The following is a 19651-nucleotide window of genomic DNA, read 5'->3' on the forward strand; positions in this document are numbered from 1 at the left end:
AATGCGTTCTCGAAGCTCGGAAATGGCAGCAGGGGGCGCCGATACACTCATCTGACCCTGGAAACGCGGAAAGCCTGTGATATGTTCTACATTTGTTCTCGTCGTGGCTAAGAGTCAACCGGGATGATGTCGTGTCCCTGCGGAAGGAGACATTCGATGCTCGGGCCACATCTTCAATGCAAAAATGCCAGTTCCATTTTTGGAAAAGGCCATGCAGATCCACATGCAGCGCATCGTCGGTTCGTTCGTCGGCTCCGCCTACGGCGCCGGGAAATTCTACAGCCGCGCGGTCACCGAGGCCCGTGATCTGACCACGAAACTCTCCAACGATACCAGAGACGAGGACCTGGACGGCCCGGTAGGCTTCGATAATCGCGCCCAACGCAAGCGCGAGTTCGTAGCCGACATGGGCCTGCAGGCCCACGTGCTTCGCATGGCAGCCGAAGGTGCCGTCTCGGCTTACGAGGACATCACAGGCGAAACCTGGAAGCCCTACGCTCGCTCGGTCGAGCAGCCTGCAAACTCGGTCGACCAAAAGGCCGTAACGGTCCAAATGGCAGCCTTCGAATAGGACGATCGCGGGGCTTTGCCCCGCCTTCCTTCAGCGTCCGCGACGCCATTGCGACCTGGTTCTGAAAAAGAAAAAAGGGCCGACGGAAAACCGCGGCCCATAACGTGTGAAGGTCATGGACCTCCAGAGGGGAACAGCTGCTGCGGCGGAACTGGGAGGAAGCCGCCATGTGCATGAACTGAAGTCTGTATGCACGAATCACGCTGCACTTAATTTTTGTGCAGTGCAGCTATGCCTTCGCGGCTCGTTTGACCGCAATCGTCGCACTGGCGGTTTTCGCTTTGATAGGCCGTTCAAGCCAACCCTACCCGGTGATCAACGGCAACTTATGTAGCCACCGATCCGTGGTGACTTGATCCAGCACGAAGGCCGCAACGTTTTCGCGCGAAATGGAGCCTCCGCGGAACTGGTTCAAGTTCGTGAGCGTCTGGATCGTGGTGCGTGCAGGCTTGTTGTTGAGAACTGAAGGACGGACAATAGTCCAATCCAGATCGCTGCCCTTGATGATTGCCTCCTGACGATTCTTGTCGGCGTAAACCTTGCGCAGGAGCAGAGGGAAGATCAGCTTGTCGAAGAGGAAACCGCCGTGCCCTGCGCTGTCGCCAGCGCCCATACCGGTGATGGCGACGAGACGCGAGACGTGTTCCGCTTTCATGGCGCTGACAAGCGCTCGGGTCGCGGTCGAAAGAAGGGTGACTTCGCGAAATGCGCTTGCGGGTGTGCCGAGCGCGCTAATCACGGCATCGCGACCCTTGACGGCCTGGCGCAACACCTTCTCGTCACGGGCGTCTCCAACGACGATCTTCACTCCCTTCATGTTTGCGGCCTTTTCCGGCGAGCGCACCAGGAGGGTGACATCGTAGCCGCGGCTTACGGCCTGGCTGACGATATGGCGGCCGGTCGGCCCGGTGGCACCGAGCACCAGGATATTCGGGACGGCGGCGAAACGTGTTTCAAAGACGGGTGTGGTCATGATTTTGGTCCTCTTGAAAGCCTGGCGCCTCTCAGGAGGCCGCCCTGTTGGGTTGGATGCTGGTGATAATCAGAGGCGGCCCTCTGCGAGCAGTTCGCGGGTCCGCTTCAGCGTCGACAGCAGGGCCGACTTGTAGCCCTTGTCGCTGTCGAACTGCGTCTGCTCGGCCTGTTCCTCTGGGCCATCAGCCTCCTTGCCGCGCAGGCCGAGATAGCAGTAGAACTTCAGCTGCAGTGCGCCGGCTTCGTCCTCGAGAAGCTCATTGATAATGGCGCCTTCGCGTGGGCCGGTTGCCTGGAAGAAGGTGACCTTGCTCTGCGGCTCGAGGGTGATGATCTCCCTGATGTCAGAGCCGGCGATGGTGGCTTCGCGCACGAAGTGGGTATCACTTTCCTCCACGACATCGCAGCGGGTGCAGAGACCCGGCGGGAGGAACAGGCGCGCGTCGCGCGCCTTCAGTTCCAAACCCTTCCATACTTGCTCCCGGGTGAGCTTTGTTTCGCCTTCCGGATTCACCGGGACGGTTGCGGTCGAATAGATCATGTTGATGGTCCTTTGTTTGAAATTGTGGCTGATTGCCTCAGGCAGAGGCAGCAGTTTCCGAGGCAAAGTCGCGGTAGGAGCGGAGCGGACGTCCAAGAAGCGTCGTCAGGCGCTCGACATCACTGCCCTCGGGCAGCATGCCATCGGTCAAAAATCGCTCGCCCATCATGCGCATGTCGTAGGCCATCCATGGCGGCATGAACTGCTTGAGGTTCTGCTCGAAGGCAGCCGTATCGCCGCCACCATAGTTGATATGGCGAGCGAGCACGTCCGACCAGATCGCGGCGATATCCGCTCCGGTAAGGGTATCGGGACCGACCAGGTTGATGCGAGTGATCGGGAGCGGCTGTGCGGCCTGTTCGCGGCGCAGCAGCTCAAGGGCAGCAACCTCGGCGATATCGCGAACGTCGATCATGGCAAGCCCCTTGTCGCCGACGGGCATCGGGTAAACGCCGTAGCCAGCGATGACGTCCTTGATCGTCAGATCGTTCTGGATGAAGTAGGCCGGACGCAGGATGGTAGCGTGAAAGCCCATCTGCTCGATCATCCGCTCGACGCCGAACTTACCGGCGAAGTGCGGCACGTTCACGTAGACGTCCGGGTGAATGACTGACAGGTAGACGATCCGTTCGACGCCAGCCGAGCGGGCGACGTTGAGGGCGATCAAAGCCTGGGTGAACTCGTCTGGTGCGACAGCGTTCAGCAGGAAGAGCGTCGAGACACCGTCGAAGGCGGTACGTAGGGAGTCGACGTCCAGGAAGTCACCTTTGACGACGGCAACACCTGCCGGGAAATTGGCCTTGGAGGGGTCGCGGACGAGAGCGCGGACATCAGCGCCGCGGTCGACGAGGTGATGGATGACTTGGCCGCCGATATTGCCAGTGGCGCCGGTAACGAGAATGGTCATTGGATTTTCTCCGGGTTGGTGTTGCTTGACACCCGGAATATGGCTGGTTCATTCTTAAACCAATAGGCTGCTAATTTGGACAGTTCGTCTCACAAGTGGAACGATTATGGATCTCGTCGCCCTTGCCGATTTCAACCTTGTCGCGCGTCACGGTGGCTTCGGCAAAGCGTCGCGGGCGTCCGGCCGTCCCAAAGCGACCTTGTCCCGACGGGTTACGGAACTGGAGGCTGCCCTTCAACTTCGGCTCTTTGAACGTGGCGCGCGCAACCTCAAACTCACTGAGGAAGGACGCGCCCTTCATGAGCGGACAGCCTCTCTGCTGACGGAGCTCGACGAAACGGCGGCCACCATCGCGGCGGGCGGGGACAAGCCGCGCGGCAGGTTACGGATCAGCGCGCCGCTGCTGTTTTCGCAGACAGCCATGGGCAGGATCGCGGCGGGCTTTGCATTGAAATATCCCGACGTGCGGTTGGAAGTCACGACAGAGGACCGAGCCGTGGACATGATCGAGGAAGGTTATGATCTGGTCATCCGGGTCAATCCAGACCCAGACGAAAGTCTTGTCGGCCGAGCCTTTCTGCATGATCGCCTGGTCGTCGTGGCAAGCCCCGATCTGCTCCGGCCGGCCGCAGATCTCTCGGTGCCAGGTGTCGTGCGTGGGGCCAGCGATCGGCAGACCTGGAACGTCGTGACTTCAGAAGGATCCGCGACGATCGGGATCGAGCCCATTCTCGCACTGTCGTCCCTCATCATGGTTCGGGATGCCGTGCGAACCGGCGTAGGCGCTGCTCGTATGCCGATTTCGCTGGTGAGTCACGACCTGGCCGACGGCACTTTGCTGCACTGGGGTGATATCGAGGGTTCCGAGATCGCGCTGTGGGCGCTTTACCCGTCGCGGCGTCTGTTGAGCGCGCGTGTATCTGCCTTCCTGGATTTTCTGAAGCAGGCTTTTCCCAACGGAACGCCCGATGAACTGGCGACCTACATCGGCAAGTGAGGGGCCAAAGCAGCCTGCTCCACATTTTGCAATCGGGCCGGCGTTACCCAGCGGTGTTTACCCGCGAATAGGCGCCGGGCGGCATTCCCACATGCCGACTGAACGCGACGCTGAAGGCGCTTGCCGAGCCATACCGACGCGTTGCGCAATCTCCGCCGTGGCAACATCCTTGCGAAGGAATTCCTTCGCCAGCGCCATGCGCCGCCGATCGCGTATTCCATCGGGGCCATGCCAACCTCCCTCCGGAAACGATCGAAGAAGGTCGAACGGGACATGGCAGCATCCCGCGCGAGTGTTTCCACCGTCATGCTGCGATCTGGATTCGCGTGAATCCGGCGCAAGGTCGGTGCCAGCAGCGGATCGCCCATACCGCGCAGGAGACCGGGTGGGGCCGCGGCGCTTGCCGTTGAACGCAAAGCTTCGATCAACAGCACCTCCAACAACCGGTGAAGCACCATCTCACGGGCGGTCCGGTCGGCTCTCGTTTCGTCGTTTATCATCCCGACCAGCATCATCAGCCGCTCTTCGCCCTGGACGTGGATAACCTCTGGTAGCAACGAGACGAGAAGAGTCTTGTCATCCGAGCCAAAGGCACAATGGCCAACCATCGCCTTGATTTCGGCGGTCGCTTCTGGGTCACCGAGCCGGAAGACACCCGGGCTGGTCTCAAGACGTTGGGCAAGGGCTCCGCGAGGCGGCGGTTCCAGGCTGCTCATCGTGAACGAGAAGATTTCCGGAACCAGCACGAAGTCGCCGGCCATCAGCAACATCGGAGCAGCTGCCCCATGTCGAACTCGTCGCGGACGATTCCGGACATCTCCTCCCGGCGGAACGCGAAGCCGTAGTCGAACAGGAAGTCGTCGCCGTAGCCCGACACGTAGGGCATCGTCCACCCGCGCTGTGCCTTAGTCGCCACCAGCTTCTCCAGCGGCGCCCGCGACATCGCGATGAGCGTCACGTCGCGGTCGTTCACGTGCGTGACCATGCCGCCCAGCCCATCGCCGACCGAGGTGCAGCCCGGGCACGCCATCTTCCAGTCCTCCCCGAACATCAGGTGATAGATGAGGAGCTGCGCGCGGCCATCGAACAGCTCCGGCAAGGACTTCGGCCCGTCGTCGGTGGCGAAAGCGTAGTGCTTCTCGACCGGAACCCAGGGCAACTCACGCCGCTGCTTGGTGACGCGCCGTTCGTGCGCCGCCAGCTCCCGCTCGGCCGCCAGCAGCTCCTTGCGGGCGGCCTGCCACTCCTGCTCAGTCGCGACCTCCATCCGACCTCCCTATGTTCGACCTCGTCCTTGTTGAAACCGCGCGGCAGCGGAAAACTCATCGGCACCTCGAAGTCGACGACCTCCGCGACCCGTCCGTCCTCGAGGGCCTCGAGGCGCAGGACGGACAGGGCGAGTGGACGGTAGCCCGGCTCACCCGACGAGCACAAGAGCAGCATCGTCTGGTTGGTCCCGAAGCGGTCGTTCCATCGAGCCGATTGCTACCCGCGGGACGCGCCATTTCCTGACTTTGCCGTTTACGCCGCAAGGTCGCGGCTCGAAATCAAACCGGACGGTCATCCGATCCTGTCCTGGGCTCCAGCGGCAGGTTTTGCATCGGGATCGTCATGCAGACGTATTGCCACGATCATTGCGCTCGTGAACCCGCCCCGCGTCTTCCGGCGATCTGATCGCCTGTCGCGAGCGGCTCAGGTGCTTTTGAGCGTGCCGTTCATCCCTTCCGGATAGAAGCCGCCCTTGCTCACTCCGTCCTTGTCGTTGAGATAGACGATCCGGAGCACCTCCTGCGGTTTTCTGGTGAAGGCGATTGCGTCCGGCGTTGAAGGAATGATGTTGGCTTTTCCGTCCACCTGGATCCCCTCGTCCTTATCGTCCGATCCGTCGATTTTGTCTCGGGCCTCGGAGACAGCGTTGGCGGCCTTCCAGGCTTCCTCTCCCTTCCGGTATAGCGTCGATCGCGCCATTCCCATGTGATAGGCTTCGACCGCAAGAATGCCTGCAGCGGCGGCGAGAAAATCCTTGTTCTTTAGAACTGTCGCCGCACCCGCATAGGCGGTGACGCCGACATCCTCGAACAACATCCCGCCGAGAACGAAGTTCGTCTCATTGCCGAAGGGGTCGAAGTCCGCACCGAGACCAGCCGCTTCCGCGACGGCTTTGAACCCTGCGTCGAAATCGATGGCCGGCCTGTCGACGACGTTCTTTCCAAGCGTCTTGCGGTAAAATCGGACGTGCGCGAGTTCCTTTTCCGCAACTTCCTGCATGAATTCGCCGATGGCCGGCGTCTCGAACGAGACTTGCTTTCCGCCAACGACGTCGCCGGATTTCGAGCCGGCATCGGCTGCGTCGATGCCTTTTCCGGTGGTGCCGCGGAGATAGTATTCAGCCTCCATATATTCGAGGTTGAGCGCAAAGCGGAAAATGTCTTCGTCCTGCACGTCCTCCTGGGCATAGGCGCGAGAAACCGGCGTCAGGCCCGTGGTGGTGGCGAGGTTGCTCCCAAGCCGAACTGCAACGCGCGACGGCGCGAAATATGAATTGAAGGCGTGACACGGATCCTGACTTCCTCCCAAAAGCCCGCCGGTATCACCTGTTGGCACCTGATCGCGGGCCAGCCTTTCTAACCCCGTAAAACTCGATAAATGTTCCTTCGGTTGTCGCGCATTTTCGCCAAATGTTGTGCTTCGAATCCGAGCCATGACCTTGAGCTGATTATGGGCGACTGATGTCTCTCGTCTTGTCGAGAAGCTAGAGATCACAACTGCATCGATGTAGCCTTTTATGACCAGTGATATCTACGTCATAGGCGTCATTTGCGCTGGCCGGTGCTTCGGCGCCAATACACAAGCGAACGCCGATTGGCTTATTCGATCGAAGCCAAGGGCGACACGGCCGGTCCGTTCAAGGCGGTGCCATCAATGGCAAAGTGCGAGCCGTGGCAGGGGCAATCCCAGCAGCGTTCCAGCGAGTTCCAATGAACATGGCAACCGACATGAGTACATGCGGCCGAGCGCTTGTGGAGCGTGCCGTCCTCATCGCGAAAAGCCGCGACTTTGGTAAGCCCTTCGCGCACGATAGCGCCCTCTCCCGGCCGCAGCTTGTCGGCGGAATCGATTTCGCCAGGCGCGATATACTCGGCAAAACTCTTGATCGCTGTCGCATTCTCCGCCAGGTAATCGCCGATCGCGCGTGCCGTCTTGCGGGAGGGTTCGTAAAGTTCCCGCCAGGGGCTTTCCCCCTTGAGAATCAGGTCGGAAATCAACAGGCCTGCCACGACCCCATGGGTGATGCCCTGGCCGGAATCGCCGGTAGCAACGAAGACACGCCGGTCACCGGGATTGCGACCGATGAACCCGGCATAGTCGACGGTCTCCATCACCTGCCCGGACCAACGGTTGGTTTCCATGCCGACATCGGGCACCAGCCTTTTGGTCCAGGCCGCCAGGGCCGCGAAGCGTTTGCCGGCATCATCGGCCCGTCCTGTTTTGTGGTCTTCACCTCCGACGATCAGGAAGTCGGTCCGACCTTTGCCAGGCTGAAGCCGAACGTAGTGATAAGGGTCTTCAGTATCCCAATACAGCGCATCCGGTAGGATATCGCGCGCGATCTCGAATGACATTGCGTAGGTCCGATAGGGCGCTTGTTTGGTATGAAGGGCGACCCGATCGTTGATCGGCGAGTTGGTGGCGACAACGGCCGATTTGGCAGACACGGCAAAGCCTGAGACCGTGGTTACGCGCACGCCGCCGTCAGTCTCCTCGAGTTTGTCGACGATGGTATCCGCATAAAGCGCGCCGCCGCGCGCGCGGATGCCGGCAGCCAGCCCGCGGAGATATTTGAGCGGGTGGAATGTCGCCTGATTGGAATAACGAAGGACGGGCGCGTCCGAAAACCCAGCAAGCGGCACGCCCACGATTTTCTCGACGTCGACTCCGATCTTCAGAGCGGCGTCCAGTTCGCGCTCGATGACGGATTCCTTTCTGCCTGACGCCGGAAACAGAAAGCCGTCGAGGCGGCGGAAATCACACGCAATACCCTCCGCCTCTTGGATTGCTTGGATACGGGCGATAACGGCCGACTGGCTTCGGTAGTAAATCCGCGCCAGTTCCTCGCCGCGCAATTTGATCAGTTCCGAAAAATAATCGTCGCAGATCGATGACAGATGCGCGGTGGTGCGTGCCGTCATGCCGCTTCCGATCCGGCCGCGATCAAGCACTGCCACCTTTTGCCCGGCGACGGCCAGTTCGTAGGCGACCGACAGTCCGGCAATGCCAGATCCGACGACCACGACATCGACCTGTTCACTCCGCTCGAGCGGAACCGCCTCAGGCGCGACTTCGGTTGCCGCCCAAAGCGATACAGTCCTTTCATCGCTGACATTCATGGCGGAACTCTCCAGGGCATCGATCAGGAAATGGACGCGAGGGGCTAAAAGTTCCCGCTGCGTTTGTACGCCGATCTAATGCGCTAAGCTCCACGGACTGCGCAGGTGGGAAGCACCCCCTTCGCGCGGGTTTCCAGGCCAGCTGTTTCAATCGCCAGTTCGAAGCGTTAGCCGCATTCGCGGACAATTGCCGTGGTCCGCCAACAGCGAGAACGCTGGCCACATCTGACAAGGCGCAACCAGTACGTGACCGTGTAGTGTCTGGACGATCTTGAAGGCATCCCCATGCAGTGTTCTATGAGTAGACACCTCGAAGTTCCAGGATACGATGCTATGCGACTTAAATGGCCGCGCCCGATTGTCGCCGTTTGGGGCGCGCCTGACCGTCCCGGCCTTCAGGACCACGTTGCCTCGGCCGATACCCACTGATGGAATGCGGCGATACGAGGGTCGGTCCAGCAATCTCTTCTGCAACACAAGTAATAGGCCTCCGTGTCGTCAGAGATCTGCATATCCTTGAACGGCAGGACCAGTTCTCCCTTGGTGATCTCTTCGTGGAGCACAGAGAAGGTCTCCGATCGCGACGCCCTGGCCCATGGCCGCGGCACGATAGGCCATATCGGCACTGGGAAAGACCTCACCCGAGTTCACGTCAAGAAGGTTCGGCACAAATCGCCCAGCCCAAACTTTCCAATCGTGCCGATCAGACGTTTCATGCAGCAGGTTATGGTGAACCAGGTCGGCAGGAGAGGTTAGTGGCACCCCTCTCTCCAGCAGCTTTGGAGAGCAAACTGGGGTGCCGAACGATTGCAACACTAGCACCGCGTCGATATCTTTGGGCCCATTTGGATTACCGCAGTCAAAGGCGAGATCGAACTCACCTCCGAAGAAAATTTCCCAATCATAAGGAGCGGTCGTTAGCAATGGCGTGCAATCGGTGTCCGGGTAACATCACGTCGAACTCGACATCAAAGACCAGTTGGAGGTCGCATATCAGCCGATCGAGCGTGTGTATTTTCCAGAGATGGGCATTGCATCGGTGGTCGCCACCATGACCGGTGGGCGGCAAAGCGAAGTCGGCATCGTCGGCCACGATGGCATGACAGGGGTTGCCGTTATCCTCGGCCAAGACAGGTCTCCCAATGAAACCTATATCCAGGTCGCCGGCAATGGCTGGATTCTGCCCGTTGAAGACCTTCGCGCTGCGATTGCAGCAAGCCAGTCCCTTCGCGAGTCGCTGCTTCGCTATGCCCACGCGTTCCTCGTGCACTCGTCCCGGACCGCGCTGGTCAACGGCCATTCCAAAATCGAGGAGCGGTTGGCCCGCTGGCTGCTGATGGTCCAAGACCGCGCCGAAGGAAACAAGATCTACCTGACGCATAAATTTCTGGCGACCATGCTTGGTGTGCCCGGCGCCCCGGCGTTACCACCGCTCTCCAAATGCTTGAACATCGGGGGCTGGTTCACGCCAAACGCGGCGAGATCGCAATCGTCGATCGCATTGGAATGATAAAACTCACACACGGTGCTTACGGCGAGGAGGAGCAAAGTCACTTCGGCCTAGCCTCCGCCTAACTGTTCGGAATCGGACAAACCCTTGCAGGCTGCCGAATTGGTGCTGAAGCGCCGCGTCGCCGAGGCCGGGCTCGACCCGCAAGCCTTCTCCGCCCACGGCCTGCGCTCCGGCTATCTTACCGAAACCGCCCTTCGCCAAAAAGACGTACAACCGCTCTGGAGCCCGGTCGGGTGGGGCTCGGTTGCCTGATGCACGACCATTTTTTTGCAGCCGCCCACAGTTAAGAGCGCACAACCAGCGGCACGAGGCCCTCGTGTCGCTGGTCGAGATAGCAGACGATGCGGTCGCCGACGCGCTGAAAAGTGAGGTCGACCTTCACGTCACCGACCGCTAAGTGCCGGAGGACGATGTTGTCGATGCCTATCGGCAGCCGAGGGCGTTCGACATTGATCTCGCCCTTCCAACCATCGATCCGAATCCCCAGACAGGCTTGCAGCATCATGAAGGCGGATCCGGCGGACCATGCCTGTGGCAGACAAGCCACGGGATAGGCCACTGGCGCATCACCGATCGCACGCGTAAACCCGCAGAATAGCTCCGGGAGCCGCATGTTGAAACGGACCGCCGCCTCGAACATGCTGCTCATAAGCTTCACGACACTGGTGCGCTCCTGGTAGCGGGCGAGCCCAGCGGCACAGATTGCCGTATCGTGCGGCCAGATCGAGCCGTTGTGATAGGACATCGGATTGAATGGAAGCTCGTCGTCGGCCAAAGTCCGAACGCCCCAACCGCTGTGGAGATGGGCTGATAACAGCTGCTCGGCAACTGATTGCGCCCGTTCAGCTGACGGTAGCCCGACATAAAGCAGGTGACCGGGGTTGGAGGCGCGCACCGCGCATTGCTTGCCTTCGCCGTCGATTGCCAAGGCATAGAAATTGCGGTCTGACATCCAAAACTGCGTCTCCACTGCGTTGCGGATCCTTTCTGCCATGCCGCTCCAGTGCGCTGCCTTGGCGACATCGCCGCGCTTGGCGGCCAGCGCAGCCATGCCTTGATAGGCTGCGAAGACGTAACCTTGCACCTCGACCAGTGCGATTGGTCCCCTGGGTATCGTCCCATCGCTATGGAAGATAGCGTCTGCGCTGTCCTTCCAGCCCTGGTTGAAAAGCCCCGTATCTGCCGCCCTGCTGCAGGTCACGAAACCCTCTCCGTTGCGGGCTCCTACCTCCTCCATCCACGCGATGGCCGCACACAGCGAGTCCCACATGCGATCGACGAACTCGTCATCGCCCGTGCGATCGGCATAGGACCAGGCCAGGTAAACATAGAGCGGAGTGGTGTCGACGCCGCCGTAGTAGCGGCCGAACGGTAGCTCTCGCAGCACAGCCATCTCCCCCTTGCGCGTTTCATGCATGATCTTGCCGGGCTCGGCATCGTCAAATATCGAAGTCTCTGTCGACTGATAGCGGGCAAGGAACGCCAGGACCCCGCGGGCAAGGTCAGGGTTGAGCCACAGCATTTGCAAGGCGGAAATGACGCCGTCGCGGCCGAAGGCTGTCGAGAACCAGGGAATACCGGCGTACGGATAAGGCCCGGTCTCCAGATCAGTGGTCAGCAACGCTATGTCGGCGCGGGTGCGCGTGAGCCAGTCATTGAACACGCGGCCGGAGCTGAAGACGGTGGCGCCCTGTCGACGCTTTGAGCGCATGGCAAACCGCGCTCGCGCCGCGGCCGCGCGGAAGCGATCACTGGACGGGATTTCCTCGCTGTGACCGACCTCCAGATGGAGCGCTCTGCTGTCGCGCATGCCCACCAGAATGAGGAACTCGGCGTGATTGGGGTGCATCTGATGGGGCGTCATCGAAAACGCGATGACGGATTGGCGCTCCACATTGTCGAGGCCCTCGTAGCGAAACGTCACTCTTGACTCGCCCACCCGCGCTTCATGCGCGCGACCGCGCCGGCTGCGCGTAGTGCCGCGCACCTCAAACATGTCACGGAAATCGGCGTCGAAGTCGAACCGGACCGGCAGCAGCACATCGCGCGCGGAGTAGTTCGTGAAGATGACGCGCTCGAACATGCGGTCTTGCCAGATGAACCGGGTCCGATCGATGTGCACGACACCCGGCAGCGTTTCACTACCGTTCGGCCCGATGGTGGCCAGATTTGTCAGATTGGCGGTGAATAGGATGTTATCTTGCGACAGCGAGGCGCCAAGCAGTGTGGGCATGCGGCCGCCGACGAACAGACGGAAGCGCGACAGCACACGCGTATCGTCGCGGAAAAGCCCGTCGCCGGTGCCGCGTATGTCGCCGTAGCTGTCCGCGACGATGAAGCAGTCCTCGTGCTTGAGAGCAAATTGCCTATGCGGCTCGCGCGGCGCCGATTCGTCGAGCGCCGGGAGAGCCACAGCGGGATCAAGCTTGCGTGCTTCGACTTCAGTGGTCAATTCAGCCCTCCTGTTCGAAAGAGACTTGGGCGGTGGAGACTTGGGCTGCGCAGGCACACATGCTTCCCTATAAGGCCGGCGCCGAACCATTCTCATCAACAGCGTCTCGCGTCGATCCCGCACTCGGCGCGCGATCGCGGAGAGCCTCGTTCTAATTCTTGGCGAATGATTGGCGAATTCTGCTGTAAAGCGCGATCAAAAGCGGCTCGAAGCCGATCGGTTCTAGGCCGGTTCGATCAAACAGGCCTGACCAGCTGCATTTCAGCGCGGCCATTTCGAGAGCCAAATGCAAATCGCTTGTTGCCGGCGAGCGAGCGGTAGACCGCCATATAGTCGCTGCACATGCGCCCGACCATGAACCGCCTTTCAAAAGTTTCCCGTACCCGTGCGCGATCGAGACCGCCTATCCGCCGTACAGCCTCCACAGCTTCGTCGACGCTGTCCACTATCAATCCGGACACGCCATCATCGATGACCTCTGGAACGGCGCCGCGGTTGAAGGCTATCACCGGGGTGCCGCAGGCCATTGCCTCGATGGTTACAAGGCCGAACGGTTCGGGCCAGTCGATCGGAAACAGCAGCGCTGTCGCATTGCCCAAAAACTCCGCCTTCTGCTGCTCATCGATCTCGCCAATGAACTCGACATTCGAATATCGAAGCACCAGGGGCTCAACTCGCTCCGCCCAAAATGATTGGTCAACCGCGTCGATTTTGGCCGCGATCTTCAGCGGCATTCCAGCGCGGGCGGCGATTTCTATCGCCACTTCCGGGCCCTTTTCCGGTGAGATGCGGCCAAGAAATGCCAGATATCCCGAGGCTTTCCGCCGGAATGGAAGAATATCACGCGGCAGGCCATGGTAGACCGTTCCGAGCCAATTGACCGGCGGCATGGGCCGGCGCTGGTCATCGGAAATCGAGACCAGCGGAATGTCGTCGAACATCGCGTAAAGCCGCGCCAGGAACGGAAGGTCGAGCCTGCCATGAAGCGTGGTAACGGTTCGCTGCGCAAACTCTCGAATTATCGGAAAGTGGAGAACATCGACATGAAAATGCAGTGCATCGAATTCATCCGCCCGTTTACGGACCTGTTCAAGCATCATGATGTGGTAGGGAATATGGTTTTGGGACTTGGGATTCAGGCGCAGTGCAACATCGCAACACGCCACCAGTTCGGCCGAAGTGCGTGAATCACCGCTGGCGAACAAGGTCACCTCGTGGCCCTGTCGAACCAGCTCTTCCGTCAGATATGAAACGATGCGCTCGGTCCCGCCATAGAGCCTGGGGGGTACAGATTCGATAAGAGGTGCAATCTGGGCGATCTTCATTTTTGCAGGACATCGTGAAAGTGAAAAGTCGGCCTTCAACGAAAGCGGGCGACGCGCACACCTCTCCTTGTATTGCACCGACGCCAACTCTCGAATTGCTAATATGTTCCCGGGAAGATCACCCATCGTGACGTTCGGGCTAGGCAAGGCTTGAGGGCCTAGGTCCTGATCTTTGCGGAATGTTCGCGGGGTGCGGGCATTCCGGCATGGCATCGACCGCGAGCGCCGGCATCAAGGTGATCATATTCTGGGTCAACGTGGCGTGTCGAAGCCGCTTCAGCGGGGCCGAGTTTATTCGCAGAAGAAGCATCATTCTCCAGATCCCCCCTGTAGCGCGAGGCGCGTCCGTGGCAGAACTTTGGCATGGCACGCCTTGGCCCGCTGCTGGCATTTTTAGCGCTCTATGCCGCAATGTATGCTGCATTCGGGACAGCGTCCCCGTTCTGGCCACGGTATTTTGAGGCGCGCGGCCTGACACCTGAAGAGCTGGGCGTTCTGTTCGGGCTAGGCAACGCAGCCCGGCTGATTGCCGGACCGCTCGCCAATCGAATTGCAGATCTTCTCGGTGCCCTCCGCATCACCCTGGCGGTCTGCATCGGGATCGCGGCAGCGGCGACGCTTGGGCTGGCTGCCGTGCAAGGCGTCTTTCTTCTGTTGGTCGTCTATCTGGCCCAGTCAGCCGGGCTGGCACCGATCACAACCCTCGCCGACGCCCTTGCGGCGCGCGCATCGGTGCGCGAGCCGGGTTTTGAGTATGGTTGGGTGCGGGGTGCGGCATCAGCGGCCTTCGTTGCTGGCACCCTCGCGGCTGGCCAGGTGCTCGGAGTTTTCGAGCTGGATGCGATTATATGGATGTACGCCGCGCTGCTCGCCGGAGCGTTGGCTGCCGCCGCGCTGGTGCCGGAATCAGACACCGGCGCCGAGCGGGCTGCGGACCCGGTCGGGCAAAGCGTAATCGGCGGGCTGCGCGAGCTGCTCGGTCTCCTGACTTTCCGGCGCATCGTCATGATTGCGGCGCTGATCTATGGCAGCCATGCAATGCATGACACCTTCTCGGTCATCCGCTGGACGGCGGCCGGGGTCGGCACGGCGGCGAGCAGCATACTTTGGTCGGAAGCCGTCGGAGCGGAGGTGGTGGTGTTCGTTGTGGTCGGGCCGATCCTGCTGCGCCGGCTTGGCGTGGCCGGGGCCGCTGCTCTGGCCGCGGTGGCCGGAATCCTGCGCTGGGTCGTGGAAGCGGAAACGGCGGCGATCTGGATGCTTGCGTTCGTGCAACCGCTTCACGGCATTACCTTCGCACTGCTGCATCTTGCCTGTATGCGTGTTATCGCCAGCAGCGTGCCGGCACATCTTGCCGCCACGGCGCAGGCCCTTTACGCGATCGGCCCGGGGCTGGCCACCGCGGGCCTTGTCTGGGTATCAGGTCAGCTTTATGGAGCCTATGGCCCGCCCGGGTTCCTCATGATGGCGGGACTCTGTGTGCTGTCCCTCCCGCTAGTAATTGGACTTCGTGAAAGGCCCCCACCATCAGATTGACGCGTATGAGGGCGATGGTCGCCGATTGTGCGAGCTTCTCAGCCAAGGGGTGGTAGCGGCGGAATGGGGAAGATGCCAGAGGGGCTCGTCAGCGCCCTCGAGCTTCGGCTTGAGTATTTGCACAAACGAGTCCAGCGGGGGGGGGTTATACCGAAGGCGGATGGGAAACAGCGACTGGAAGACAAGATCGTTCAGGATGCAACAGTCACGGTGCTCAATGCATCTATGAAGGCGACTTCTGCGGTTTCTCCTACGGGTTCCGGCCCGGAAGAGGACCACACGGCGCATTGGATGCCCTGTACATCGCGATTGACCAACGGGAGGTGAACTGGATCGTAGACGCCGACACCCAGAACTTCTTCGGGACGGTCAGTCAGGAAAGGCTGGTTCGCTTCATCGAACACAGGATCGGCAACAAGCGCATCATCCGCTTGATCCGCAAATGGCATAGACATGCTCGGACATGACCTCGCGAACGGTCGTGTTGCCGGCTGAGCGCTCCTCGGCGACACCGCGCATCACGATATCGCGGTCGGTCACCATGCCGACCAGCATGTCATTCTCCCGACCGGAAGGGCGCCGAGATAGTCGGCCCGCATTTTCCGGGCGGCAACCGCTATGAGGAAAGGCCTCTGTTCACTTGCTATGCGCCTTAATGTGCATATATTGTGCGTATGAGAGGTCGGAGATTTGCCATGACCCACGCACAGCTCGCACATTCCGCGGTGGTCTCAGGCTTTGTCGATAGCTTGCAGGAACCACGCACGCCCTATATCTCGCCGAAACGCCTGTCGCAGGCCCTCGGCGTGAAGGTGGCCAACCTGGCGCAGTTAACCGGTGTTCATCGCAACACGCTGCGCAATCCCGCATCGGAACGCCTGCAGGGCCGGATGCGCGAAATGGTGAAGGTGATTTCGGCCGCGACGGAACTCACCGGTAACGTCGACAAGGCGATCTACTGGTATCGCAACGAGCCCATCGCCGACTATGGCCATCGCACGGCGGCCGAGCTCGTTGCGGACGGCCAGGTCGAGGCGGTTCTGGCCTTCATCGGGGATCTCGAGAACGGGGCGCGCGGGTGAGAATCACCCACGTCGGCCCGGACGAGATCTTTCACCGCTATCTGACACCCAAATGGGCATTCCTGCCCATCAGCGGTGCGGGCGCGGCGATCGACGGCGGCCGCTTCAATCGACCGGGCGTCGAGGCGCTTTACCTGTCACGCGCGCCGCAAACGGCCCTCGATGAATACAAGCAGGGCGCCAGCATCATCCCGCCGGCCACCCTTGCAGCCTACAAGATCACGCTCGCCGAGGTCGCCGACCTTTCGCAGGGGTTCGACCCAAACGTCTGGGACGACATCTGGCAAGGATGGGATTGTGCGTGGCGCCAGATCGCCCGCATCGACAGGAAGGTCCCGCCATCGTGGAAGCTCGCGGACCTGGTCATCACGGCTGGGCTTCGCGGTATCCTGTTTCCGTCGCTGCGCCATGCCGGCGGCACCAATCTGGCGATCTTCTCGGCCAATCTTGTCGAAGAGGATCGCGTCGCGGTCCATGATCCCGATCATCGGCTGCCGCACGATCAGTCGTCCTGGTCCTGAATTGCCGCCTCTCGCCAAGGGCGCAACGACCTCTAGGGCACTTGGTCCTCAACGCGGTCAGCCTCTAATTCTTCCTCTTCGCCTTCCTCCTCCTCGCTCGCCAGCCCGGCCGGAATTTCTCCCGCCAGCAGCTTCTCCTTGCTGAGCAGTCCGGCGTCCTCGAGCGCCTCGAAATCGGGCAAGTCGCGCAGCGTGTCGAAACCGAAGTGCGACATGAAGGCTTTGGTCGTCACGTAGGTGTAGGGGGCGCCGGGCTGTGGGCTGCGCGGTCCCGAGGTGATGAATTCCTGCTCGCGCAGTACGCCAATCAGATCGCGTGAAACCTCCTTGCCGAAGAAGGATGACAGCTCGCCACGGGTGATCGGCTGGAAGTATGCAATGCACATCAGCACCAGCGCCTCGAACTGCGACAGGGGTTTTGACCGCGTTCTATCCGCGCCCTGGCCCGTTGCTGTGCCAAATGCACCGCGAATGACGTCGGCAAACGCTTTCCTGGTTCGGTGCTGCCATCCTCCGGCGACCGACACGAGCTCATAGGGCCGGTTGCGCAGTTCCTCGCGAATGTCGTCGATGATCAGATCGACGTTGCAGCTCTTTCCGACGACCCGCGCCAGCGTCTCACGCATGACGGGCTCGCTGGCGGCGAAGATGACCGCCTCAATCCGGCCCATCCATTCACGCCAGCGCAGCTCCGACGGCAGGTGCTCGAGTTCGGTATCGACCAGCAAGCGCTGGTTATCCTTTCGCTGAGTTCCCGTCCGGTCCGCCATCGCTACAGCCCATAGAGCCGGAAGGTCGGCCGACCCGACAATTCTCGCACGGCGCCAAAGTCGACCAGCCTGTCAAACAGGCGCCGCAGACCTCGCTCGCTCATGCCAGGAATGGGCTGGGACGCGACAATCGCATCGTCGGAGAGCAGTTTTTCGACTACAGCATCCGATCCCTTTGCCCGCAGCTTCGGTGCAACGGCGATGAGCCGCTGGGCACGACGATCGAGCTCGGCCGAAAGCTCGACGGCCCGCAGCGCGGCGCGCGCCTGAGCCACAAGGAGGCTCTGCACGCTCTCCCGGCCTGGCCCCTGGTCCCTCTCCGCCAGGCTGGTTATTCTCGGTCGCACGCCACGCGTGTACCCGCCCGATCCTGACTGCGCTCCCAGCAGCGGCACCGCATATTGCCAGCCCAGCCGTTGCGCGAGCAGGACGTCGGCGAGCCAGGACCCGAAACTGCGTCCGAAGCCATGGCGCTCAGCAGCCGCGAAGGCGCCGGTCAGCACCGCGACAACGCCCTCCGCCCCGGAAAGCTGGCGGAGATCCTCGATCAGATCGCTCACCGCCTCGTCGTCGCCTCCGTGACCGAGTTCGTCCAGCGCGGCGGCGAGCACAGCTTCCGTCAGCAGATCCTCTGCCGGCAGCAAAGTCAGCCGGCGCCAGGCGAGCAGGATGCGGCCGGCCGGCCCGACGTCATCGCCGGGACGGGTCAGACACACCGCGTCACGCAGGGCGCCGTCATCCTCGACGCGGCCCGCCTTTCGCGACGTCGAAGCTGCCGCCGCGAGCGCCAAGCGCTGCCGCCAGGCCCCGGCCCACCGCTCCTGCCGGCGCACGACAGCGTCGAGCGCGCCGATCGTTGCGCCTGCCACAACCGCAGCCTCGTCAAGGCTTTGCGGGCCGTCGACCGCCCGTCGCAACCAGGACGGCACTGGCGCCACGGTGGTGACCAGTTCGATCCCGGCAGGGTGAGCATTGTGGCGGAGCGACGGCTTGGGGCGAAGAATCATCGTCAATGAGGATGAACGAGCGCGGCGCTTCTGGCAACGATAATGCGAACAAACCGCCGCGCCCGTCGTAGCTCCACAACGAACGATAATGTTGCCTTATCATTCGTTGTTTACGAGGGCTAGGGAACCATGGTAGAATACGCCAGAAAGGTAGAATTTTGGAGTCTTTCGTGTCCCTGAACATCAAAAATCCGGCCACCGTGGCTCTCGCCGACGAACTCGCACGCCGCCAGGGTATCAGTAAGACAGCAGCCATTCATCAGGCCCTGAGCGAGCGCTTGCATCGCTTGGGCTTTGGAGAGACGGCTCAGGAGCGTCTGCTGGCAGAATTGCGCGCCATCCGAGAAAGAGTGGCACGATTGCCTGAACTGGATAGTCGCAGCGACGAGGAGATCATCGGGTATGACGAGCATGGAATCCCTAACTGATGGTGATCGACACCTCAGCTGTTGTAGCGATCCTTCGGAGCGAGCCTGAGGCAGCAAGGCTGGAACGAGCGCTGGTCTTGGACCCAATCCGTCTGGTCCCGGCAACCTGCGTGCTCGAGGCACGCATGGTGCTGGTCAGCAGGCGCGGCGAACACGCATTGGCCGAGATCGATCTTTGGCTGCGCAAAATCGAGGCCGACATCATTCCTGTCGACTCCGAATTGGTTGATCTGGCGACCCAGGGTTGGCTGACCTACGGCAAGGGCCACCACCCGGCGGCGCTGAATTTTGCCGATTGCCTGTCCTATGCTTTGGCAAAGCGTGCGGATGAACCGCTGCTTTTCATCGGCAAAGACTTCTCCCAAACGGATATCGAAGCGGCATGAGCATGGCTGGCGACGCGCAACGATCATCCGCTGCTTCCGGCGATGACGACATGCCCGACATCGTCGATATCGTCATGCAGATGGGCGATGCCGACCTAGCCTCGTCCCCTCCCCTTCCAGCCATTGCCAATCCCAGCCTGCCTGCGCATCTTGAGGCGCTCGCCGGCCGCGCGCGCGATTATATCGAGGCGGCGAGTTCGGCCAACACGCGCCGCGCCTACGCAGCCGACTGGAAGCATTTTTCGAGCTGGT

General features: G+C 61.2%; 20 protein-coding genes and 5 pseudogenes. 11 read left to right on the forward strand and 14 right to left on the reverse strand.

The annotated features are described in order from the left end of the window. Positions 1 to 202: 202 nt before the first annotated feature. Positions 203 to 571, forward strand: a pseudogene (locus NKH93_RS33235) (hypothetical protein); the annotation flags it as partial. 304 nt (positions 572 to 875) lie between these two features. On the opposite strand, the gene NKH93_RS33240 reads toward NKH93_RS33235, so the two are convergent. The 3 genes from NKH93_RS33240 to NKH93_RS33250 all read right to left on the reverse strand — a co-directional run bounded on the left by NKH93_RS33240 (position 876) and on the right by NKH93_RS33250 (position 2994). Continuing rightward, complete coding sequence (locus tag NKH93_RS33240; RefSeq protein ID WP_352975997.1) at positions 876 to 1544, reverse strand: NAD(P)-dependent oxidoreductase; 669 nt, start codon at positions 1542 to 1544, stop codon at positions 876 to 878. 69 nt (positions 1545 to 1613) lie between these two features. After that, a complete protein-coding gene (locus NKH93_RS33245) occupies positions 1614 to 2087 on the reverse strand; it encodes an SRPBCC family protein (RefSeq protein ID WP_352976002.1) in 474 nt (157 codons plus the stop codon). Positions 2088 to 2124: 37 nt separating this feature from the next. Further along, the gene (locus tag NKH93_RS33250) at positions 2125 to 2994 is read right to left on the reverse strand and encodes an SDR family oxidoreductase (protein ID WP_352902200.1); all 870 of its coding nucleotides are present in this window, start codon (positions 2992 to 2994) and stop codon (positions 2125 to 2127) included. Positions 2995 to 3100: 106 nt separating this feature from the next. On the opposite strand from NKH93_RS33250, the gene NKH93_RS33255 reads away from it, so the two are divergent. After that, positions 3101 to 3991, forward strand: coding sequence for a LysR family transcriptional regulator (locus tag NKH93_RS33255; RefSeq protein WP_352976008.1), 891 nt, complete (start codon positions 3101 to 3103; stop codon positions 3989 to 3991). Between the two features lie 43 nt (positions 3992 to 4034). Here NKH93_RS33255 and NKH93_RS33260 read toward each other — a convergent pair. Continuing rightward, a pseudogene (locus NKH93_RS33260) lies at positions 4035 to 4764 on the reverse strand (cupin domain-containing protein); the annotation flags it as partial. Then, positions 4752 to 5258, reverse strand: coding sequence for a DUF899 family protein (locus NKH93_RS33265; RefSeq protein ID WP_352976011.1), 507 nt, complete (start codon positions 5256 to 5258; stop codon positions 4752 to 4754). The pseudogene NKH93_RS33260 and the gene NKH93_RS33265, both read right to left, overlap by 13 nt. 11 nt (positions 5259 to 5269) lie before the next feature. Between NKH93_RS33265 and NKH93_RS33270 the strand changes: the two genes are divergently transcribed. Beyond that, positions 5270 to 5503 carry a hypothetical protein gene (locus NKH93_RS33270; RefSeq protein ID WP_352976013.1) on the forward strand — a complete coding sequence of 78 codons (234 nt, stop codon included), beginning with the start codon at positions 5270 to 5272 and terminating at the stop codon, positions 5501 to 5503. Positions 5504 to 5683: 180 nt separating this feature from the next. Here NKH93_RS33270 and NKH93_RS33275 read toward each other — a convergent pair. The 3 genes and pseudogenes from NKH93_RS33275 to NKH93_RS33285 all read right to left on the reverse strand — a co-directional run bounded on the left by NKH93_RS33275 (position 5684) and on the right by NKH93_RS33285 (position 9303). Beyond that, positions 5684 to 6552, reverse strand: a pseudogene (locus NKH93_RS33275) (ferritin-like domain-containing protein). 306 nt (positions 6553 to 6858) lie between these two features. Further along, positions 6859 to 8379, reverse strand: a complete 1521-nt coding sequence (locus NKH93_RS33280; RefSeq protein WP_352976016.1) for an FAD-dependent oxidoreductase — start codon at positions 8377 to 8379, stop codon at positions 6859 to 6861. A gap of 498 nt (positions 8380 to 8877) precedes the next feature. Continuing rightward, positions 8878 to 9303: a LysR substrate-binding domain-containing protein gene (locus tag NKH93_RS33285; protein WP_352749330.1), complete on the reverse strand. Its 426-nt coding sequence runs from the start codon at positions 9301 to 9303 to the stop codon at positions 8878 to 8880. Between the two features lie 55 nt (positions 9304 to 9358). On the opposite strand from NKH93_RS33285, the gene NKH93_RS33290 reads away from it, so the two are divergent. Continuing rightward, positions 9359 to 9889, forward strand: coding sequence for a Crp/Fnr family transcriptional regulator (locus NKH93_RS33290; RefSeq protein ID WP_352976023.1), 531 nt, complete (start codon positions 9359 to 9361; stop codon positions 9887 to 9889). Between the two features lie 90 nt (positions 9890 to 9979). Then, positions 9980 to 10090, forward strand: a pseudogene (locus tag NKH93_RS33295) (integrase); the annotation flags it as partial. Positions 10091 to 10175: 85 nt separating this feature from the next. Here NKH93_RS33295 and NKH93_RS33300 read toward each other — a convergent pair. After that, positions 10176 to 12344 (reverse strand): amylo-alpha-1,6-glucosidase, encoded by a 2169-nt coding sequence (locus tag NKH93_RS33300; protein WP_352976028.1) that lies wholly within the window; start codon positions 12342 to 12344, stop codon positions 10176 to 10178. A 236-nt stretch (positions 12345 to 12580) separates the two neighbouring features. Beyond that, the gene (locus NKH93_RS33305) at positions 12581 to 13669 is read right to left on the reverse strand and encodes a glycosyltransferase family 4 protein (protein ID WP_352725952.1); all 1089 of its coding nucleotides are present in this window, start codon (positions 13667 to 13669) and stop codon (positions 12581 to 12583) included. Between the two features lie 363 nt (positions 13670 to 14032). Here NKH93_RS33305 and NKH93_RS33310 point away from each other — a divergent pair, with 363 nt between their 5' ends. Next, on the forward strand, positions 14033 to 15205 hold the full coding sequence (locus NKH93_RS33310; protein WP_352976031.1) for an MFS transporter: 1173 nt from the start codon (positions 14033 to 14035) through the stop codon (positions 15203 to 15205). A 191-nt stretch (positions 15206 to 15396) separates the two neighbouring features. Here the strand turns inward: NKH93_RS33310 and NKH93_RS34460 are convergent, their stop codons facing one another. Both NKH93_RS34460 and NKH93_RS33320 read right to left on the reverse strand, forming a co-directional pair. Beyond that, positions 15397 to 15654, reverse strand: a complete 258-nt coding sequence (locus NKH93_RS34460; protein ID WP_502894554.1) for a hypothetical protein — start codon at positions 15652 to 15654, stop codon at positions 15397 to 15399. Further along, positions 15629 to 15760 (reverse strand): CBS domain-containing protein, encoded by a 132-nt coding sequence (locus NKH93_RS33320; RefSeq protein ID WP_352450421.1) that lies wholly within the window; start codon positions 15758 to 15760, stop codon positions 15629 to 15631. Before NKH93_RS33320 ends, NKH93_RS34460 begins: the two co-directional genes overlap by 26 nt. A gap of 140 nt (positions 15761 to 15900) precedes the next feature. Between NKH93_RS33320 and NKH93_RS33325 the strand changes: the two genes are divergently transcribed. Continuing rightward, the gene (locus NKH93_RS33325) at positions 15901 to 16287 is read left to right on the forward strand and encodes a hypothetical protein (RefSeq protein WP_352976033.1); all 387 of its coding nucleotides are present in this window, start codon (positions 15901 to 15903) and stop codon (positions 16285 to 16287) included. After that, positions 16284 to 16808, forward strand: coding sequence for an RES family NAD+ phosphorylase (locus NKH93_RS33330; RefSeq protein WP_352725956.1), 525 nt, complete (start codon positions 16284 to 16286; stop codon positions 16806 to 16808). The genes NKH93_RS33325 and NKH93_RS33330 overlap by 4 nt, the downstream gene beginning before the upstream one ends. A gap of 32 nt (positions 16809 to 16840) precedes the next feature. On the opposite strand, the gene scpB is transcribed toward NKH93_RS33330, so the two are convergent. Both scpB and NKH93_RS33340 read right to left on the reverse strand, forming a co-directional pair. Next, positions 16841 to 17578, reverse strand: a complete 738-nt coding sequence (gene scpB, locus NKH93_RS33335; protein ID WP_352902219.1) for an SMC-Scp complex subunit ScpB — start codon at positions 17576 to 17578, stop codon at positions 16841 to 16843. Between the two features lie 2 nt (positions 17579 to 17580). Further along, positions 17581 to 18585: a DUF1403 family protein gene (locus tag NKH93_RS33340; protein WP_352693241.1), complete on the reverse strand. Its 1005-nt coding sequence runs from the start codon at positions 18583 to 18585 to the stop codon at positions 17581 to 17583. A gap of 170 nt (positions 18586 to 18755) precedes the next feature. Between NKH93_RS33340 and NKH93_RS33345 the strand changes: the two genes are divergently transcribed. The 3 genes and pseudogenes from NKH93_RS33345 to NKH93_RS33355 form a co-directional block, all read left to right on the forward strand. After that, positions 18756 to 19013, forward strand: a complete 258-nt coding sequence (locus NKH93_RS33345) for a type II toxin-antitoxin system VapB family antitoxin (protein ID WP_031195575.1) — start codon at positions 18756 to 18758, stop codon at positions 19011 to 19013. Further along, positions 19013 to 19399 carry a type II toxin-antitoxin system VapC family toxin gene (locus tag NKH93_RS33350; protein WP_352690994.1) on the forward strand — a complete coding sequence of 129 codons (387 nt, stop codon included), beginning with the start codon at positions 19013 to 19015 and terminating at the stop codon, positions 19397 to 19399. The genes NKH93_RS33345 and NKH93_RS33350 overlap by 1 nt, the downstream gene beginning before the upstream one ends. Then, positions 19396 to 19651, forward strand: a pseudogene (locus tag NKH93_RS33355) (integrase); the annotation flags it as partial. The gene NKH93_RS33350 and the pseudogene NKH93_RS33355, both read left to right, overlap by 4 nt.

Source organism: Mesorhizobium sp. M0954, assembly GCF_040319155.1.
In the GTDB taxonomy this organism is placed as follows: Bacteria; Pseudomonadota; Alphaproteobacteria; order Rhizobiales; family Rhizobiaceae; genus Mesorhizobium.

Coding starts and splice junctions, on each gene's coding strand:
- NKH93_RS33265 (WP_352976011.1), bottom strand. CDS start 5,258: ATGGAGGTCGCGACTGAGCAGGAGTGGCAGGCCGCCCGCAAGGAGCTG.
- NKH93_RS34460 (WP_502894554.1), bottom strand. CDS start 15,654: ATGCCATTTGCGGATCAAGCGGATGATGCGCTTGTTGCCGATCCTGTG.
- NKH93_RS33250 (WP_352902200.1), bottom strand. CDS start 2,994: ATGACCATTCTCGTTACCGGCGCCACTGGCAATATCGGCGGCCAAGTC.
- scpB (WP_352902219.1), bottom strand. CDS start 17,578: ATGGCGGACCGGACGGGAACTCAGCGAAAGGATAACCAGCGCTTGCTG.
- NKH93_RS33280 (WP_352976016.1), bottom strand. CDS start 8,379: ATGAATGTCAGCGATGAAAGGACTGTATCGCTTTGGGCGGCAACCGAA.
- NKH93_RS33255 (WP_352976008.1), top strand. CDS start 3,101: ATGGATCTCGTCGCCCTTGCCGATTTCAACCTTGTCGCGCGTCACGGT.
- NKH93_RS33325 (WP_352976033.1), top strand. CDS start 15,901: ATGACCCACGCACAGCTCGCACATTCCGCGGTGGTCTCAGGCTTTGTC.
- NKH93_RS33310 (WP_352976031.1), top strand. CDS start 14,033: ATGGCACGCCTTGGCCCGCTGCTGGCATTTTTAGCGCTCTATGCCGCA.
- NKH93_RS33270 (WP_352976013.1), top strand. CDS start 5,270: ATGTTCGACCTCGTCCTTGTTGAAACCGCGCGGCAGCGGAAAACTCAT.
- NKH93_RS33245 (WP_352976002.1), bottom strand. CDS start 2,087: ATGATCTATTCGACCGCAACCGTCCCGGTGAATCCGGAAGGCGAAACA.
- NKH93_RS33340 (WP_352693241.1), bottom strand. CDS start 18,585: ATGATTCTTCGCCCCAAGCCGTCGCTCCGCCACAATGCTCACCCTGCC.
- NKH93_RS33320 (WP_352450421.1), bottom strand. CDS start 15,760: ATGCTGGTCGGCATGGTGACCGACCGCGATATCGTGATGCGCGGTGTC.
- NKH93_RS33350 (WP_352690994.1), top strand. CDS start 19,013: ATGGTGATCGACACCTCAGCTGTTGTAGCGATCCTTCGGAGCGAGCCT.
- NKH93_RS33240 (WP_352975997.1), bottom strand. CDS start 1,544: ATGACCACACCCGTCTTTGAAACACGTTTCGCCGCCGTCCCGAATATC.
- NKH93_RS33305 (WP_352725952.1), bottom strand. CDS start 13,669: ATGAAGATCGCCCAGATTGCACCTCTTATCGAATCTGTACCCCCCAGG.